General features: G+C 47.7%; 14 protein-coding genes. 8 read left to right on the top strand and 6 right to left on the bottom strand.

The genetic code is table 11. The features are described from left to right. Position 1 precedes the first annotated feature (1 nt). Positions 2 to 1,144 (top strand): DUF3103 family protein, encoded by a 1,143-nt coding sequence (locus tag Q0852_RS03290; RefSeq protein WP_299013787.1) that lies wholly within the window; start codon positions 2 to 4, stop codon positions 1,142 to 1,144. Between the two features lie 121 nt (positions 1,145 to 1,265). Here the strand turns inward: Q0852_RS03290 and serS are convergent, their stop codons facing one another. From serS to lrp, 5 genes are all read right to left on the bottom strand, one after another. Then, positions 1,266 to 2,558 carry a serine--tRNA ligase gene (serS, locus tag Q0852_RS03285; RefSeq protein ID WP_299013784.1) on the bottom strand — a complete coding sequence of 431 codons (1,293 nt, stop codon included), beginning with the start codon at positions 2,556 to 2,558 and terminating at the stop codon, positions 1,266 to 1,268. A gap of 127 nt (positions 2,559 to 2,685) precedes the next feature. After that, positions 2,686 to 4,026 carry a replication-associated recombination protein A gene (locus Q0852_RS03280; protein ID WP_299013781.1) on the bottom strand — a complete coding sequence of 447 codons (1,341 nt, stop codon included), beginning with the start codon at positions 4,024 to 4,026 and terminating at the stop codon, positions 2,686 to 2,688. 99 nt (positions 4,027 to 4,125) lie between these two features. Next, a complete protein-coding gene (lolA, locus tag Q0852_RS03275; RefSeq protein WP_299013778.1) occupies positions 4,126 to 4,743 on the bottom strand; it encodes an outer membrane lipoprotein chaperone LolA in 618 nt (205 codons plus the stop codon). Between the two features lie 128 nt (positions 4,744 to 4,871). Beyond that, entirely contained in the window at positions 4,872 to 7,973 is a 3,102-nt protein-coding gene (locus tag Q0852_RS03270; RefSeq protein WP_367278105.1) for a DNA translocase FtsK, read from the bottom strand. A 350-nt stretch (positions 7,974 to 8,323) separates the two neighbouring features. Continuing rightward, positions 8,324 to 8,818 carry a leucine-responsive transcriptional regulator Lrp gene (lrp, locus tag Q0852_RS03265; RefSeq protein WP_007467256.1) on the bottom strand — a complete coding sequence of 165 codons (495 nt, stop codon included), beginning with the start codon at positions 8,816 to 8,818 and terminating at the stop codon, positions 8,324 to 8,326. A 157-nt stretch (positions 8,819 to 8,975) separates the two neighbouring features. Here lrp and ald point away from each other — a divergent pair, with 157 nt between their 5' ends. The 4 genes from ald to cydC all read left to right on the top strand — a co-directional run bounded on the left by ald (position 8,976) and on the right by cydC (position 14,844). Then, positions 8,976 to 10,097, top strand: a complete 1,122-nt coding sequence (gene ald / locus Q0852_RS03260) for an alanine dehydrogenase (protein WP_299013769.1) — start codon at positions 8,976 to 8,978, stop codon at positions 10,095 to 10,097. A 211-nt stretch (positions 10,098 to 10,308) separates the two neighbouring features. Beyond that, complete coding sequence (gene trxB / locus Q0852_RS03255) at positions 10,309 to 11,271, top strand: thioredoxin-disulfide reductase (protein WP_299013768.1); 963 nt, start codon at positions 10,309 to 10,311, stop codon at positions 11,269 to 11,271. Between the two features lie 86 nt (positions 11,272 to 11,357). Beyond that, positions 11,358 to 13,130: a cysteine/glutathione ABC transporter permease/ATP-binding protein CydD gene (gene cydD / locus Q0852_RS03250; protein WP_299013765.1), complete on the top strand. Its 1,773-nt coding sequence runs from the start codon at positions 11,358 to 11,360 to the stop codon at positions 13,128 to 13,130. After that, on the top strand, positions 13,123 to 14,844 hold the full coding sequence (gene cydC / locus Q0852_RS03245) for a cysteine/glutathione ABC transporter ATP-binding protein/permease CydC (RefSeq protein WP_299013762.1): 1,722 nt from the start codon (positions 13,123 to 13,125) through the stop codon (positions 14,842 to 14,844). The genes cydD and cydC overlap by 8 nt, the downstream gene beginning before the upstream one ends. 64 nt (positions 14,845 to 14,908) lie before the next feature. Here cydC and Q0852_RS03240 read toward each other — a convergent pair whose 3' ends face one another. Further along, complete coding sequence (locus Q0852_RS03240; protein WP_299014300.1) at positions 14,909 to 15,367, bottom strand: glycine zipper 2TM domain-containing protein; 459 nt, start codon at positions 15,365 to 15,367, stop codon at positions 14,909 to 14,911. A gap of 146 nt (positions 15,368 to 15,513) precedes the next feature. Between Q0852_RS03240 and aat the strand changes: the two genes are divergently transcribed. The 3 genes from aat (at position 15,514) to infA (ending at position 17,336) form a co-directional block, all read left to right on the top strand. Continuing rightward, entirely contained in the window at positions 15,514 to 16,227 is a 714-nt protein-coding gene (aat, locus tag Q0852_RS03235) for a leucyl/phenylalanyl-tRNA--protein transferase (protein WP_299013760.1), read from the top strand. Then, positions 16,224 to 16,922, top strand: coding sequence for an arginyltransferase (locus Q0852_RS03230; RefSeq protein WP_299013756.1), 699 nt, complete (start codon positions 16,224 to 16,226; stop codon positions 16,920 to 16,922). Before aat ends, Q0852_RS03230 begins: the two co-directional genes overlap by 4 nt. A gap of 195 nt (positions 16,923 to 17,117) precedes the next feature. Further along, positions 17,118 to 17,336 (top strand): translation initiation factor IF-1, encoded by a 219-nt coding sequence (gene infA, locus Q0852_RS03225; protein WP_005298441.1) that lies wholly within the window; start codon positions 17,118 to 17,120, stop codon positions 17,334 to 17,336. The last annotated feature ends 74 nt before the right edge of the window (positions 17,337 to 17,410 follow it).

Genomic DNA, 17,410 nt, shown 5'->3' with positions numbered 1-17,410 from the left:
AATGAAAAGAATCACCTTAGGGGCGACTCTGTTTATCCTGGGAGCTGTACTTACCGGTTGCCAGGATAACCAGGACCAAGAGGCTAACCTTAGTGCTGAAGCTAAAAGCAAACGCCAAATTGCACAGGAACTGAGTACAAACTACCAAGTCTTCGAAGCACAACTGAAAAAGCAAATCACTGAAGACTATACAAGTGTGCCACTGAATGCTCTAGTTGATGACAGTGATGACAACAACCTGAAAGCAATGGTCTTCAATGCCGACCATGCTGCTGTTACAAAACGTGGCATCAACGGCGAAACCGCTTCAATACTGAATGTCAGCCTTGCGGATCCTGAGATGATTGCCAAGTTGAAGAATGGCGAAAAACCGCTGTTTACTTACCAGCCAGATTCTGTAGAAGCGGGTGACATTGTCGAAATGTTCGACAGCAACGGTGATACTGTATTTGGTAACGCTGATGTCCTGCCTGAACAACCGGTATTCATCGTAGGCGTAGATGAAAAAGAAGCAATGCGTGCAGGCCTGTCTGTTATGCGCACGGCATTTGAAGAAAATGACATGCCAGGCTTTGCCAACCAGCTGAAGATTGCTAGTACACCGATTGAAGAAAAAGAGTTCATCTCAACCACTGTTCTAAAGAAGGTTTCTCTTCAGGATGACCACGAACCGTGGATTTCTGGTAAAGCCGAAATCTATGCGCTGGTAAGTGGTGTGAACCCAAGCCGTGACGAACCTAAGCTAGATGTGGTTGAAATGCCTTACCTTGATTACCAGGGCAAAGATTATTACCCAAATCAGATCATGATCTACTGGGACCGTTACCGCTGGGGCGCTGCAAACATTGTTCTGATGGAGCATGACAGCAACACTAACTACCGTGATTTGGCAAAAGTGATAGTAAAGGCTGCTTCTCAGATTATTGCCAGTCAGGTTGATGGCGGCGTGCTGAGTGCAGCGATTGTCGGTGAACTGGTAAACGAAATCATCAAGGTTATTCCTGACGATGCCTTTACCAACAATGACGACTTGGTCGATTATTACTACACCATCGAGCAAAATCAGGTACTAACCGACCAGCCTGGTGCTTCAGGCAATGCGATGGCTACGTTCGAGCCTAAAAATATCAAACGTACTCAATAAAAATATTAGACGGTATCACTCTGCTGGCTAACCAGTAATCATGATGCCGTTCTTTCTTTCCCGAAATTGCGTCATAAAAAAACCCAGCCTAGGCTGGGTTTTTCTTACTACCGATAATACATTAACCAATGTGAGTTACACCGTTCATGTACTTCCGCAGTAATTCAGGGATACGGATACGGCCATCTGCTTCCTGATTGTTCTCTAGAATTGCAACCATTGTACGGCCAACCGCTAGACCAGAACCGTTCAGGGTATGAACCAGTTCAGGCTTCTTTTCGCCTTTACGACGGAAACGAGCCTGCATACGACGAGCTTGGAAGTCCCACATGTTAGAACATGATGAGATTTCACGGTAAGTTTCCTGAGCAGGAACCCAAACTTCCAGGTCATAAGTTTTCGCAGCACCAAAGCCCATATCGCCAGTACACAAAACAACCTTACGGTATGGCAGCTCAAGTAGCTGAAGTACTTTTTCTGCGTGACCAGTCAGCTCTTCTAGCGCATTCATTGAGTCTTCAGGACGAGTGATCTGTACTAGCTCAACTTTGTCGAACTGGTGCATACGGATCAGGCCACGAGTATCACGACCATAAGAACCCGCTTCAGAACGGAAACATGGCGTGTGAGCCGTCATCTTGATAGGCAACTCTACTTCATCTGTGATGGTATCGCGAACCATGTTAGTCACAGGAACTTCAGCAGTTGGGATCAGAGACATACCAACACCTTCTTCCGTTGCCGGTTGAGTGTGGAAAAGATCTTCACCAAATTTAGGTAGCTGACCAGTACCGAACAGGCTGTCTTTGTTCACCAAGTATGGTACATACATTTCAGTGTAACCATGTTCTTCAGTGTGCAGATCCAGCATAAACTGAGCAATTGCACGGTGAAGGCGGGCAAACTGGCCTTTCATCACGATAAAACGCGAACCTGAAATCTTAACCGCACTTGCGAAGTCAAGACCATCCCCCATTTCGCCCAAGTCAACGTGGTCTTTAACGTCAAAATCGTATGACTTCGGCTCACCCCAACGAGAAATTTCAACATTCTCGTCTTCGTCCTTACCTGTTGGTACAGAGTCATCCGGCAGGTTTGGAACAGTCTGAGTGATGGCCTCAAGCTCGGCCTGAAGATCAGCCAATGCTTTCTTAGCGTCATCAAGCTCAGAACCTAGGTTACCCACTTCAGCAAGGATACGCTCAGCTTCTTCGTGATCGCCCTTCGCTTTCGCTTGGCCAATGGACTTCGATCGGGAATTACGCAGTGCCTGAAGTTCTTCGGTCTTAACCTGAAGAGACTTACGTTGTTCTTCTAGGGAACGTAGTTTTTCTACATCAAGAATAAAACCACGGCGCGCTAATTTTTCGGCTGTTGCGTCCAGCTCAGTTCGAAGTAATTTAGAATCTAGCATGCTAATCCTGTGCTCATAAAGCCCTAAAGTGCAGATTATTTAACCAATTCGATGGCAAAATAATTTTTAATTCAGAAGGCGTTAGGCAACCTAACGCTGATCATTTAACAATACCCAAAAAGCCCTATTATTGATAGCGCTTTAACGCGCTTTTTGCATCTAAAGAAGCAAGATAATCTAACTTTTCAGCAATTTTAGTTTCCAAGCCACGATTTGTTGGATGATAGTAACGCGTTCCTTTCATTTCCGGCGGCAAATAACATTCACCAGACGCATAGGCTCCAGGCTCATCGTGAGCATAACGATACTCCTGACCATACCCCAACTCTTTCATCAGCTTGGTCGGTGCATTACGCAAATGATTTGGCACTTCATAATCAGGGTGATTCATGGCATCAGCCTTCGCCTGATTGAATGCAGTATAAACAGCGTTACTTTTGGGTGCACTGGCAAGGTAGATGATTGCCTGCGCAATTGCCCGTTCACCTTCATATGCGCCTACCCGTGTAAAACAATCCCAAGCCGAAATTGCTACCTGCATCGCACGAGGATCTGCATTACCTATATCTTCAGAAGCAATTGCCAACAATCGACGGGCCACATACAGCGGGTCGCAACCAGCCTGAAGCATTCGGGCAAACCAATAAAGCGCGCCGTCAGGGCTTGAACCGCGTATCGACTTATGGACCGCAGATATCATGTCATACCAAAGATCGCCTTTATTATCGAAACGGGCAATTTTCTCCCCAGCTACCTCCGCCAAGAGCGGCAAGGTGATCTGTTTAACAGCCTGACTGTCTTCTTCTGCCATATCGATAAGCTGTTCAAGATAGTTCAACGACATCCGGGCATCACCACATACAAGATCCGCCAAGCGTTCTTTTACGTCATCAACAAAGTGAAGGTTTGTTTCACTGACACCTCGGCCCTGATCTGTCAGGGCTTGCTCTATTACCTCCAATATTTCAGAGGATTCGAGCGACTTCAATTTATAGACCCGAGCTCGGGACAGAAGTGCGTTATTCAGCTCAAACGACGGGTTCTCTGTTGTTGCGCCAATAAAAGTGACAGTACCGTCTTCGATATGGGGCAAAAAAGCGTCCTGCTGACTCTTATTAAAGCGATGCACCTCATCCACAAACAGAATGGTGCGCCTGCCCGCCATCTTATTATCTCGAGCCTTATCAATAGCAGCCCGAATATCCTTAACGCCGGATGTCACCGCTGACACCCGTTCTACTTCTGCATTAGCGTAATTTGCAGCCACTTCCGCCAGCGTTGTTTTCCCCGTACCAGGGGGCCCCCAGAGGATCATCGAATGAAGGTGCCCCGCTTCCAGCGCTCGGCGCAACGGCTTGCCCTCACCCAGAATATGGCGCTGACCAATATACTCATCGACGGTCCGCGGCCGCATCCGAGCAGCCAAAGGACGAAAATCAGAAGAAAAATCTAGGCTAAAGTTATTCAAAATAACTCCCCCCTCAAATACAGAAAAAGGTGGTATCAAATACCACCAATTTAAAATTAGTTGCGAGTTTAGGTTGTACGTCTCGCTTCCTACAATATTTTAGTTACGCTGATCATCCAGTTCGACACCTTTCGGTGGCGTAAACTTAAACAACGCACCGGCTGGAGTAGTCGCCGTGAACTTACTGAAAATGAAGTTACTCCGCTGGCCGTCCTGCTCAACAACAGTAAAACTACGTACTTCGCCATCATTTGCGACTGTCACCACAAACTTACCCATAGACGTTGTCTTGTCTTTCGGAGTCAACGTAAATGTATCTGCTGTCTGCGCCACATTATATTTTTTCCAGTCAGCCAAACTGTTACGAGTCAGAAGCACGAACGGTGTCTGCTCCGTGGCATCTTTAAGCCACATAGCAGTTACCTGCTCGATAAACGGGCTGTAGTACCAAAGCGTTTTACCATCCGAGATTAATAGGTTTTCATCCGGCACAACCGTATTCCAGCGAAACAAGTTCGGACGCTGAATAGCCACATCCCCTTCACCCTCAACCAACAAATCACCTTCAGGGCTAATCACTTTCTGCTTAAAGTCGGCACTGAAAGCATCCACTTTGCTTAAGCGGGCACTCAGTTCCTGTTGTGGATTGGCCCATGCCGCAGATGACAAAAGAACAGGTGCTGCAACCAGCAGGCTCAATACTACTTTTTTAATCACTCTTTTTACCTTGTGGTTTCCTAACGGGATCAAGAACAATTCCAAATTCGTTCCCTTATGACTCCGTTAGGTTAAAAATCACTTCAAAGCCTTGGTCGCTGCTTTAGCAACGACAAGGCAAATTCAATTTAATCGCGTGGCGGTGGTGGCGGTGCCAAGACCTCACGATTACCGTTATGACCCGGCGCACTGACAATACCATGAGCCTCAAGCTGCTCGACAATTCGTGCCGCACGGTTATAACCAATCTTAAACTTACGTTGAACACCTGAAACCGAACCGCGACGGCTTTCAGCTACAAAAACCGCAACCTGATCAAATAGCTGATCCAAATCGTCATCACCACCCACGGGTGTTTCCCCCGGCAGCAAACCTTCAGTTCCCTGATCGGCATTCAAAATACCGTCAATGTACTGAGGCTTACCGCGAGCTTTCCAGTCATTTACGACATTATGGACATCATCATCCGACGCAAATGCCCCGTGGACACGTACCGGATGGTTCTGCCCTGCTGGTAGATACAACATATCCCCCATACCCAACAGCGACTCAGCTCCGCCCTGATCAAGAATGGTCCTTGAGTCAGTCTTAGTCGATACCGTAAAGGCCATTCGGCTTGGAATATTCGCCTTAATTAAACCAGTAATAACATCAACCGACGGACGCTGAGTTGCCAGAACAAGGTGAATACCGGCTGCGCGCGCCTTCTGTGCTAGACGAGCAATCAGCTCTTCAACTTTCTTGCCGACCACCATCATCAAATCGGCAAATTCGTCGACAATCACCACGATACTTGGCATCTTCTCCAGTATTGGCGGAAACTCATCCATACTATCGCCCGGCTTCCACAGCGGATCATGAATTGGGTGACCGGCCGCCGCAGCCTCTTCAAGCTTGGCATTGAAACCGGCCAGGTTACGTACACCCACAGCAGCCATCAACTTATAACGGCGTTCCATTTCGCCAACACACCAACGCAATGCATTGCTGGCATCTTTCATGTCGGTCACCACCTCTGTCAGCAGGTGTGGGATCCCTTCATAAATAGAAAGCTCCAGCATTTTCGGGTCAATCATGATAAAACGACAATCTTCCGGCTTACATTTGTATAGCAAGCTCACAATCATGACGTTCACACCAACCGACTTACCGGAACCGGTTGTACCCGCCACTAGCAAGTGAGGCATTTTACTCAGATCCGCCACAATCGCTTCACCAGCAATATCATAACCAAGCACAATCGGCAACGCGGCTTTCATGCTCTGGAAACGCTCACTACCGACCACTTCCGACATATAAACAGTTTCACGATTCACATTTGGCAGCTCAAGACCGATATAAGGCTTGCCAGGAATCACCTCCACCACGCGGACTGCTGATGCAGACAAAGCTCGCGCAAGATCTTTTGCAAGGCCGGAAATGCGGCTTACCTTTACTCCCGGAGCCAAATCCAGCTCATACCGAGTGATTACCGGACCAGGATAGACACCGACAACCTTCGCTTTAATCTTGTAGTCGGCCAGTTTAGATTCCACCAGCATCGCTGTTTGCGTGAGTTCTTCCTCACTGGCCGGTTCGACATTCTGGCGAGCCGGAGCTAACAGTTCTAGTGTCGGCATCGGCGTTGTTGATACTGGCAAATCCACATCTTTTTTCATCAAGAACGGATTATCCAAACCAGCGGCATGGGCCTGCTCTTTCTGTGCATCCCTGATCTTCTTCAGGAAAGCTTCCTCATCGCTCATTGCATCTTCACTGTCTTGATCATGTGAAACACGCTCTAGTTCAGACATTCCATCCTGAACACCGATCTCGATATCATGAGTAATTTCAGGCGAAGCCGTTTCATCGTCATCCAGCTTAGCCTCAGTCACCAGTTCAGCTTCAGATACTACAGGTTCCATCTGAACTGAGTGTGAATCAGGCTCTGGCGTCACAACCTCTGGTTCGACAACAGGAACAACCTCAGCCACTGCTTTCTCTGCCGGTAATTCTTCGTTGGCATAAACCGGGGTTTCCACTAACGACGATTCAGGTGTAACGGATCCTGAATCAGTATTATCCGCATGAGATGTCTGAACATGTTCAACACTCAGCGGCGGCTCAACTGCTTGTTGGGCAGAGAAATCCGCCACTTCGGTTTCTTCCATATAAACCGTGAAATTTTCGTCTTTATCGAGTTCTTGCTCCAGAGCGGCAATTGTCATGCCTTTAGCCTGGGAGGTTGAGACAACAAGTTCTTGCTGCTCTGGTTCTTGTTCAGGCACCACTGGCTGTGCAGGTGCAGGTTCATCTGCAACAACGACATCGGCTTCTACCTCTACCTCTAAAGGTGTGGCAGCTGACTTAGCACGATCCGGCATCACTATTTTTGGTGGTGACGGCGCATCATCCCAACCAGCTTCAATAAGCTGTGGTTCTTTTCGCTCAGAAACCAGTACATCGGCCTGAGGCTCGCTGAATGATGCCAGCAGGACATCGTCAGCATCTGGGGCCGCAGGAGTCTGCTCTTGCGCCAGTTTGCTGGCATAAGATGTCTGGTGTTCATCAGGGATTTCTGTTGCAAATGGAGTCAGACTCTCCGATTTATCAGCACGGAGTTTATTTAGCAGCCATGCCAATGCGCCTAAGGTCGTTTCTCCCAAGGTATCAACAATTGCCAGCCAGGATATACCTGTAAACAGAGTAAAACCGACAGCCCAAAGAAACATCAGTACCAATGTAGTACCCAGCAGATTCAACATCGGCAAGGCCATATTGGAGACCACGTCACCAATCACGCCGCCGGATGAAAAATACCAGATATCATCAAAGTTCAGATCAGCAAGGCCACAGCTGGTCAGAAATAATAATAAGAGGCCCAACAGTCGGGTGCCGTAAATCATATAGTCAATGGATTCACATTCATCACGACGACGGAATATAGTCCACGCACCCAGCACAATCGCGGCAGGTAAGAGATAAGCCAGCGAGCCCAGAGTAAACAGGAAGGTATCAGCGACGAATGCTCCCAAGGCACCAGCCTTGTTTTGCACCGGTCCTTCCCAGGCAGTCTGCGACCAAGACGGATCTGCCGGGTCAAAGCTAACCAGGGCAACCATGATAAATATTGCGGCTAAAATGCCGATGATTAGAAAGCTTTCTAGCAGGCGCTGGACCCCAGAAAGGCGTAATTTTGGCTGCTGTTTGCCTTTAACTTTCCTCAAAAAACACTCCGGTGTAACTATCATCTTTAACCTGAACCAGTAACAGCCCTTGGTGCTGTTCGCACAAAATGTTTTTTTGTGCGGTGCAAATTGCTGTCGTTCAGGCCATTTCAAATCTATTGCACTATCTTATACTACTTGTCATTTTTTTTTGACTAATACAAGAAAAAGTGGAAGCAAGGCATTAACCGCATACCTTGCCATTTTTTCTTATCCCATTGTAAACGCTAACGCTTTGGATAAGTTCATCGTAGTGCCAAGCACTGCAACAAACGGTTGTTTTTTAAGCGTTAGACACAGTTTGCTAGGGACTGATACAAATCAAGCGGCCGAAGCCGCTTGATTTCTGACCGTAACAACGGTGCGTAGCTGAATTAGCGAGTCTTAATAACAAGGTTATTAGTCTGCTTCACTTCTTCCATCACAACATAGGTACGAGTATCGTTCACGCCCGGTAAGCGTAGCAGGGTCTCACCCAACAGCTTACGGTAGGCCGACATATCAGATACACGAGTCTTGAGAAGGTAATCGAAATCACCGGAAACCAGATGACACTCCTGAATATCCTCTAGCTCCTGAACAGATTTATTAAACTGTTCAAATACATCAGGTGCACCACGATTAAGCGTAATTTCCACGAAAACCAGAAGAGATGCATCAAGAAACTGAGGATTTAGCAGCGCTGTATAGCCACTGATATACCCTTGACGCTCCAGTCGGCGAACACGTTCAAGACATGGTGTTGGAGATAAACCTACACGTTTAGATAACTCTACATTTGAAATGCGACCGTCTTTCTGCAATTCATTCAATATGTTACGGTCAATTCTATCCAATTCCTTGGATGGTTTCTTCTTGGTATCTACCATTTTTTATTCCACCTTCTTACTTCCTTGCAAAAAAATATACTACAACTTTTTAATTTTTAGAATCAAATACTCTGATAGTCAAACTATACTGCCATTAGATCCGCATTTACAACCTTGTCAATAGCTATTAGAACTACGATGCCAAGGGAGAAGCAGGATGATCATTGGCGTTCCCAAAGAAATAAAAAATCACGAAAATCGCATCGGGCTAGTTACCAGCAGTGTTCGTGAACTCGTTTCATTAGGCCATCAGGTACTCGTTGAAACCAATGCCGGAACCGGTATTGGGCTTTTTGACAAAGATTACCAGTCTGCCGGTGCTTCTATTATTTCATCTGCCAAAGAAGTTTTTACCAGATCAGAGATGATTATCAAAGTAAAAGAGCCTCAGGCAGTAGAAAGAACTATGCTCCGCGAAGGACAAATTTTATTCACATATCTCCATCTTGCACCAGATTTTCAACAAACAAAAGACTTAATCGACAGCAAAGCTATCTGTATCGCTTATGAAACAGTCACTGATCATTATGGAAGGTTACCGTTATTAGCACCGATGTCAGAAGTTGCTGGGAGAATGTCTATTCAGGCTGCAGCCCAGACCCTAGAGAATTCTCAGGGTGGACGGGGCCTGTTGCTCAGTGGCGTACCTGGTGTCGAACCGGCTAAAGTGGTGATACTCGGCGGGGGAGTAGTGGGTTCCAATGCTGCAAGAATGGCCGTAGGTATGCGAGCAGATGTCACTATCCTTGATCGTAACCTAGACACACTTCGCGCCCTGGACAGGGAATTCCAAGGCAAGGCAAATACCATCTATTCCACCAACGAAGCAATAGATAAACTAGTTCTTGAAGCCGATGTTATTATTGGTGCAGTACTAATCCCGGGTGCTGCAGCCCCTAAGCTCATTACCGCCGACCACATAAAAGCGATGAAATCCGGCTCCGCAGTTGTTGATGTTGCTATTGACCAAGGAGGCTGTTTCGAAACTTCACGGCCAACCACCCACACAGAACCAACCTATATTGTTGATAATGTCGTCCACTACTGCGTCGCCAATATGCCGGGTGCCGTTGCCCGTACTTCCGCTTTTGCACTAAACAATGCCACCCTCCCCTATGTCGTCAAACTCGCTCAGCACGGTTACAAAAAAGCCCTATTGGACGATCCCGGCTTTCTTGCCGGGCTTAATGTCATGCGGGGAAAAGTAACCTGCAAAGAGGTTGCAGAAGCTTTCAATCTTCACTTTACCGATCCAGCCGTCGCCATAAGCATGCACTGAAACATACCCACTTGATAAAAAAAACACTTTTATTCTAGCGGGAAGCTTAACTAGGCTTCCCAATTTTCAAGGGTTTATCTATTGATAATGATAAATCCGTAGCAAGCATGCCATCATCAGCGCCCCATAAGCCTTGAACTCTTTCCTTACGTCATTAATTTACCTACAATCAGCTTTCTACATGATAATCTCATTTCAGCCTGGAGAAGTAATGAGTAACGTAAGACATTGTAAACTGCTCATCCTTGGTTCTGGTCCAGCTGGCTACACGGCCGCTGTCTATGCAGCCCGCGCGAACCTAAACCCTGTGATGGTAACAGGTATGCAGCAAGGTGGTCAGCTGACGACCACGACCGATGTGGAAAACTGGCCAGGTGATGCAGAAGGCCTGACAGGTCCTGCGCTGATGGAACGAATGAAAGTCCACGCTGAAAAATTCGACACTGAAATCATTTTCGACCACATCAGTGAAACAGACTTCAGCCAACGCCCTTTCCGCCTGAAAGGTGACAACAGCGAGTACACATGTGATGCGTTAATCATTGCGACAGGCGCTTCGGCGAAATATTTAGGCCTGGAATCAGAAGAAAATTTCAAAGGCCGTGGTGTATCAGCCTGTGCAACTTGTGATGGTTTCTTCTATCGCAACCAGAAAGTAGCCGTTGTCGGCGGCGGTAATACTGCTGTTGAAGAAGCGCTGTACCTCTCAAATATTGCATCCGAAGTTCACCTGATCCACCGCCGCGATACATTCCGTTCAGAGAAAATCCTGATCAAACGCCTGATGGACAAAGTCGAAAACGGCAATATCATCCTACACACTGATCGCGTTCTGGACGAAGTGCTCGGTGATGACATGGGTGTAACAGCCGTTCGCATCAAGGACACCAAGTCCGACGCAACCGAAGCCCTTGATGTCATGGGTGCATTTATTGCAATCGGCCATCAACCTAATACTGACATCTTCGAAGGCCAGCTAGACATGGCAAATGGTTACATTGAGGTTCAATCAGGAACTGAAGGCAATGCGACCCAAACTAGCGTTGCTGGGATTTTTGCTGCCGGTGACGTTATGGACCACACATACCGCCAGGCTATTACGTCGGCGGGTACAGGTTGTATGGCTGCACTAGATGCAGAGCGCTACCTGGATGCACTAGAAGAACAACAATAATCAAATTCGGCTGCTGCCTACCATGTAGTGGCCGCTTTTAGCCTTCTTCATTTCTGCTTGCTGCAACTTTCAGCTCAAGAATTCTTATGGATAAACAACTACAACGCGATTTAACCAAGTGGTTAAAATCACAAAGCAAGCTCGCTAAGCGCTGGCTGATGCTAAGTGTCGGGCTTGGATTTCTTTCGGGATTGCTACTTGTCGGTCAAGCCGCCCTGCTAGCGCATATTCTCCATCAACTAATCATTGAGCACACCGACAAGCATCAGCTTGTCAGTAGCTTTTTCGGTCTCATCCTAATCGTAGGGCTGCGCGCAGCCTGTAGCTGGGGACGGGAAATTTTCGGATATCGCTGCGGCGAACAGATCCGCCTACATATCCGCCAGCTAATCCTTAACCGCCTGCATAACCTTGGTCCGGCATATATCAAAGGCAAACCTGCCGGTACCTGGGCTAGCCTGGTACTGGAGCAGGTTGAGGAAATGCAAGATTTCTTCGCCCGCTATATCCCGCAAATGTCCATTGCTGTCTTAGTACCGCTGGTCATCCTGTTTACCGTTTTCCCACTAAACTGGGCTGCAGGCTTGGTCTTCCTGATCACCGCACCGCTAGTGCCTATCTTCATGGCTCTGGTTGGTCTGGGTGCCGCAGATGCAAACCGACGTAATTTTAAAGCTCTACAACGCCTGTCAGGCCATTTTTATGATCGCTTACAGGGATTATCTACCCTACGTCTGTTTAACCGCGCAGAAGCCGAAGCAGAAAACCTGCACGCGGCTTCGCATGTCTTGCGTAAGAGAACGATGGAAGTATTGCGACTGGCCTTCTTGTCTTCTGCTGTTCTTGAATTTTTCTCGGCGATTTCCGTTGCCATCGTTGCCGTTTACTTTGGTTTCGCCTTTATCGGTGAGCTGAACTTTGGTAACTACGGCGCACCACTCTCTCTATTTAGCGGTTTATTTGTGCTGGTATTGGCGCCGGAGTTCTACCAACCGCTACGCGATCTCGGCACCTTCTATCACGCGAAAGCCCAGGCTATCGGCGCTGCAGAATCCATTGTTGAATTCCTGAGTGCAGAAGCCGATGAAATGGCCACAGGCACAGAAGAGTTGCCATCACCGGAAACCGTTCATATCAGCGTAGTAGATCTTGAAGTTCTAAGCCTGCAAGGTCAGGTATTAGCAGGCCCTATGAGTTTCGAAATCCAACCTCATGAGCAAATAGCTCTGATCGGCCCCAGTGGCGCAGGCAAGACCAGCCTGCTCAACGCGCTGCTTGGCTTCCTACCTTATCGCGGCAGCCTCAAAGTCAATGGCATAGAGCTCAAACAGCTCGATCACAACGAATGGCGCCAGACCATCAGCTGGGTCGGCCAAAACCCGTTATTGGTTCATGGTACCGTTCACGACAATATTACTTTAGGTAACCCTCTTGCAACCGATGAACACGTTACCCAAGTAGCACGCCAGGCATATGCCGATGAATTTATCGGCCGACTGGAAAAAGGTTATCAACACCAGGTTGGTGATCGCTCGGGAGGTCTCTCTGTCGGTCAGGCACAACGAATTGCTGTAGCTCGAGCCATGCTGCAAAACGGTGCTTTCTGGCTATTAGATGAGCCAACAGCCAGCCTTGATGCCAACAGTGAACACCTAGTACTGGAAAGCCTGGCGATAGCAACACAAAATCAGACAACCCTGATGGTAAGCCACCGCCTGGACCAACTTTCAGCAATGGATCGGGTGCTAGTGCTGGAAAACGGCCAACTAGTACAGAACGGTCACTTCGATCACATCCGCCACCACGGCCTACTGGCTGACATGCTGGCCCATACTGACAAGAGGGATCTCGATGCGTGATTTAATCCCTTACCTGAAACTTTATCGTAAACACTGGTTTGGCCTGACATTAGGTATGTTGCTGGGCCTTGCTACATTACTGTCAGCAATAAGCCTGTTAACCCTATCTGGTTGGTTTATTGCCGCTTCTGCGGTTGCCGGTTTAACTATCGCAAGAGAGACTTTCAACTACATGCTGCCTGGTGCAGGGGTACGCGGTTTCTCAATGGCTCGTACCGCTGGCCGTTGGGGTGAACGGGTCGTCAGCCACAACGCAACTTTCAAGCTGCTGGCCGATCTTCGTCTATTCTTCTTCCGAAAATTGACGCCTTTGATCCCGGGTCGCCAGACCAACCTGCGCGATGCCGATCTGCTGAACCGCCTGGTTGCCGATGTCGATGCCATGGACCATGTCTATCTACGCCTGGTCAGTCCGTTAATTGTCGGAGTACTGGGCCTGCTGACAATCACCGGTTTTCTGACTTGGTTTGATTTAACCATCGGCTTATCGCTTGGCTTCATCCTGCTGGCACTGATGCTGACCCTGCCGGTTATTTTCTACCGCTTGGGTAAAACCAACGGCGAAGCACTGACCTATGCCAAAGCCAACTACCGGATCAAACTGCTTGACTGGCTTCAAGGGCATGCCGAACTCCTGTTGTTCAACGCCGAAGAACGTTACCGTGAACAGGTGCTATCTGAGCAAGATGCCCTACTGGCGGCTCAGCGCAAGATGGCGAGCCTGACAGGCCTGGCCAATGCAATTCTTATGGCAGCTACAGGCTGGACACTGGTGCTAATCACCTGGATAGCTGCCGATGGTATCGGTGGTGCGGCCCCCGACCCGTTTGTCGCGATGGTTGCGTTTGCCACTATGGCCAGCTTCGAGTTAATGATGCCTGTTGCCGGAGCCTTCCAGTATCTGGGACAAACTCTCACATCAGCCCGCCGCCTCAATGAGATCATCGAAGCTACGCCGGATACACCATTCGACCCACAAGGCCATAAAGCGCAAGCCAAAGGTGATATCACGGTCGAAGACATCAGCTATACCTATTACGGCAGCGATAAACCAGTACTCAAGAATATCTCAGTTAACCTGAAACAAGGCGAGAAACTGGCACTTCTAGGCCGTACTGGCTGCGGTAAGTCCACCCTGCTTCAACTTCTGACCCGCAACTGGGATCCGCAGCAAGGTAACATCAGTATTGATGGCATCGCCCTACCTCAATGGCATGAAACATCACTGCGCCAGGCAATTACCGTCGTCAGCCAACGAGTCGATATCTTCAACGGCTCACTACGGGAAAACCTCGTGCTGGCCAAACCGGATGGCTCCGATGATGAATTTAAACAAATTCTCACGAAAGTCGGCCTTGAATCCTTACTCGATGGTAAAGGGCTGGATACATGGCTAGGCGAAGGCGGCCGCCAAATTTCAGGTGGTGAGCGCCGCCGTATAGGCATCGCCCGAGCCCTGCTTCATAACGCGCCGATCTTGCTGATGGATGAACCTACTGAAGGGCTTGATCGCCGAACCGAACAGCAAATAATCTCACTACTGCTCAAACATGCGAAAAACAAAACGGTATTGTTTATCACTCACCGCCTGGTCGCTCTAGAGCAGATGGATCAGATTTGCCTGATGGACGAAGGGGAAATTATCGAGCGCGGAAAACATAACAAGCTATTAGCGTTAAATGGCCGCTACGCAGAGTTATGTAATAGGATTTAGATTCGTTATAAACCCTTATTTTTACGAAGAAAAAAGCGGAAGGTGAAAACCTTCCGCTTTTTCATTAAAACGTTTTGTCGACCCTGACGCCATCATTAAAATACAAAATTCGTACGCCATCTCCACGTTGGAAAAGCATCTGCTGATCAACATCCTGAATCACGTCAATTAACCTGCCATCGTCCACTTTGATCAACAACTCGACCAAGCGATAGTTTACAACTTTCTGAGTAGGCTGACGATTGTGGGCAATGCTTGCACCAGCCACCGCCCCAACAGCAGTTGCCACTTCACGTCCGGTTCCTCCTCCGAATTGATTACCAATCAGGCCACCAATCACACCGCCGAGCAATGTCTCCCATCCATTTCGTTGAGAGTTAATCACTTCCTGATGAGTGATATAACGAACAGAATCGACTTCACCGAACACCACTTCATTAACGGTACGCGCTTCATTACGGTTATAAGGCGCCGCTATTGCAACCACGGGTAACAATAGCAGTAACATTAACAGTCGTCTCATCATATAATTTCCCCAAGATTGGTCATTTATCTTTATTTTATCCTTTAGCACTCTTGATATATAGACGCTGAATTTTCAAAGAAATTCATCAGAACACTATATAAACAAGGTTGGTATTCTCTTCAGAACCTAGATATACAGTACTTATGGCGATTTACCTACCGGAGCTTGATCCGGTTCACATACAATTTCCTACGACCGAAATGGCCCTTGACGATCCTAACGGGCTTTTGGCCTTTGGTGGTGACTTACGGCCGGAGCGACTCGTTTCAGCGTATCGTCAGGGTATTTTCCCCTGGTATTCCGAAGGCGAGCCGATCCTTTGGTGGAGCCCGGCGCCTCGAGCCGTGTTTCTCCCCGATCAATTTAAACCAAGTAAAAGCTTACGTAAGTACTTCAGAAAATCAGGATATCAAGTCACACTGAATCAAGCCTGTCATGAAGTTATCCGTCTTTGCGCCGACAGTCGAGGACCGGAAGAAACCTGGATCACCGACGATATGATGCAAGCCTACCAACTAATGCATAACTTGGGGCATTGCCACTCAGTTGAAGTCTGGCGAGAAAGCAAACTGATCGGAGGCCTGTACGGCATTCAAATCGGCACGGTCTTTTGTGGTGAATCAATGTTCTCATTGGCAGACAATGCGTCAAAAATCGCCCTCTGGCTTTTCTGCCAGCATTTTACCGCCCATGGCGGTACATTGATCGATTGCCAAATGATGAATGACCACTTGGCCTCACTGGGAGCCGTTGAAATAGATCGCACACCATTTATGCAATTTTTACAATTGCAAAGAGATGCCATACTAGAAGAAGGCTGTTTCCAACCTCGGGAGCTTCATCAGGCAAACTCATGACCAGCTATAATAAACTTTCACTTCGGATAGGTCTGACACCTGTTTCGATATGTAACTACTTACCTGACGAACAAGAACAACTCGGCGTGGTTATGGATCATCACTGGCTAACTGCGCCTGGCTACAGTGTACTCATTGCTTCCGGATACCGACGCAGCGGTAACGCGGTTTACCGCCCAATGTGCCAGCAATGCCATGCCTGTACCCCGCTACGGATTGACTGTGAACACTTCGCGCCATCCAAAAGCCAGAAACGCCAGCTCAATCAAATGAAAAAGCTTCGCTGGGAGTTCAAGAGCGAACTCGACAGCAACTGGTTTACACTTTATGAAAAGTATATTCGTATCCGGCATACCGATGGCACTATGTATCCGGCCAACCGGGAACAGTTTTTTGATTTCTGTACCGCTGAGTGGATGGATACACTATTTTTACATGTCTATGAGAAAGACAAATTAATTGCAATTGCCGTTACGGATGTCTTCCATGATGCACTCAGCGCGGTATATAGTTTTTTCGATCCTGATTCCCACTTATCTCTAGGGACACTTTGTGTGCTATACCAAATAGGGTATTCTAGGAAAACAGGCCGCAAGTGGCTCTATCCCGGATACCAAATAGACAATTGCAAAGCCATGAACTACAAGGTTCGCTTTAAGCCCTATCAAAAACTACTCGACGGACACTGGGAATAAATACGTAATCTCTCTTGTTGTTGTAATTCAGCACAGAATCCCTGAAAAAAATGGAGAAAATACATTTTAATACGCCACAATAGCTGACAAAGGATAATAGCAAGGGTAAAATTGCGTCCTAAACTTTACACTCAAACAGTTTCGAGGCATTATCCGGCCCGATCAGAAGCATGGCTGGTAGCCTAAGAGGATTCAATGGCAAAAGAAGACGTAATTGAAATGCAAGGTACTGTACTTGATACACTACCTAACACAATGTTCCGCGTTGAGCTGGAAAACGGTCACGTAGTTACCGCTCACATCTCCGGTAAAATGCGCAAGAACTACATCCGTATTCTTACTGGTGACAAGGTAACTGTGGAACTGACTCCATACGACCTAACTAAAGGCCGCATCGTCTTCCGCGCGCGTTAATCTTGATTCAAGATTAAAGAATACAAATAAAACCCGGCCTTAGTGCCGGGTTTTATTTATGTAAGACTGAATGA

Origin of the sequence: uncultured Photobacterium sp., from assembly GCF_947502415.1 — a bacterium.
Taxonomy (GTDB): domain Bacteria; phylum Pseudomonadota; class Gammaproteobacteria; order Enterobacterales; family Vibrionaceae; genus Photobacterium.
This window is presented reverse-complemented; position numbering and strand designations above follow the sequence as displayed.

Bases quoted from the DNA above. Each gene is read 5' to 3' on its own strand.
- Q0852_RS03290 (WP_299013787.1), top strand. From the start codon at position 2: ATGAAAAGAATCACCTTAGGGGCGACTCTGTTTATCCTGGGAGCTGTA.
- serS (WP_299013784.1), bottom strand. From the start codon at position 2,558: ATGCTAGATTCTAAATTACTTCGAACTGAGCTGGACGCAACAGCCGAA.
- Q0852_RS03270 (WP_367278105.1), bottom strand. From the start codon at position 7,973: ATGATAGTTACACCGGAGTGTTTTTTGAGGAAAGTTAAAGGCAAACAG.
- lrp (WP_007467256.1), bottom strand. From the start codon at position 8,818: ATGGTAGATACCAAGAAGAAACCATCCAAGGAATTGGATAGAATTGAC.
- ald (WP_299013769.1), top strand. From the start codon at position 8,976: ATGATCATTGGCGTTCCCAAAGAAATAAAAAATCACGAAAATCGCATC.
- trxB (WP_299013768.1), top strand. From the start codon at position 10,309: ATGAGTAACGTAAGACATTGTAAACTGCTCATCCTTGGTTCTGGTCCA.
- cydD (WP_299013765.1), top strand. From the start codon at position 11,358: ATGGATAAACAACTACAACGCGATTTAACCAAGTGGTTAAAATCACAA.
- cydC (WP_299013762.1), top strand. From the start codon at position 13,123: ATGCGTGATTTAATCCCTTACCTGAAACTTTATCGTAAACACTGGTTT.
- Q0852_RS03240 (WP_299014300.1), bottom strand. From the start codon at position 15,367: ATGAGACGACTGTTAATGTTACTGCTATTGTTACCCGTGGTTGCAATA.
- aat (WP_299013760.1), top strand. From the start codon at position 15,514: ATGGCGATTTACCTACCGGAGCTTGATCCGGTTCACATACAATTTCCT.
- Q0852_RS03230 (WP_299013756.1), top strand. From the start codon at position 16,224: ATGACCAGCTATAATAAACTTTCACTTCGGATAGGTCTGACACCTGTT.
- infA (WP_005298441.1), top strand. From the start codon at position 17,118: ATGGCAAAAGAAGACGTAATTGAAATGCAAGGTACTGTACTTGATACA.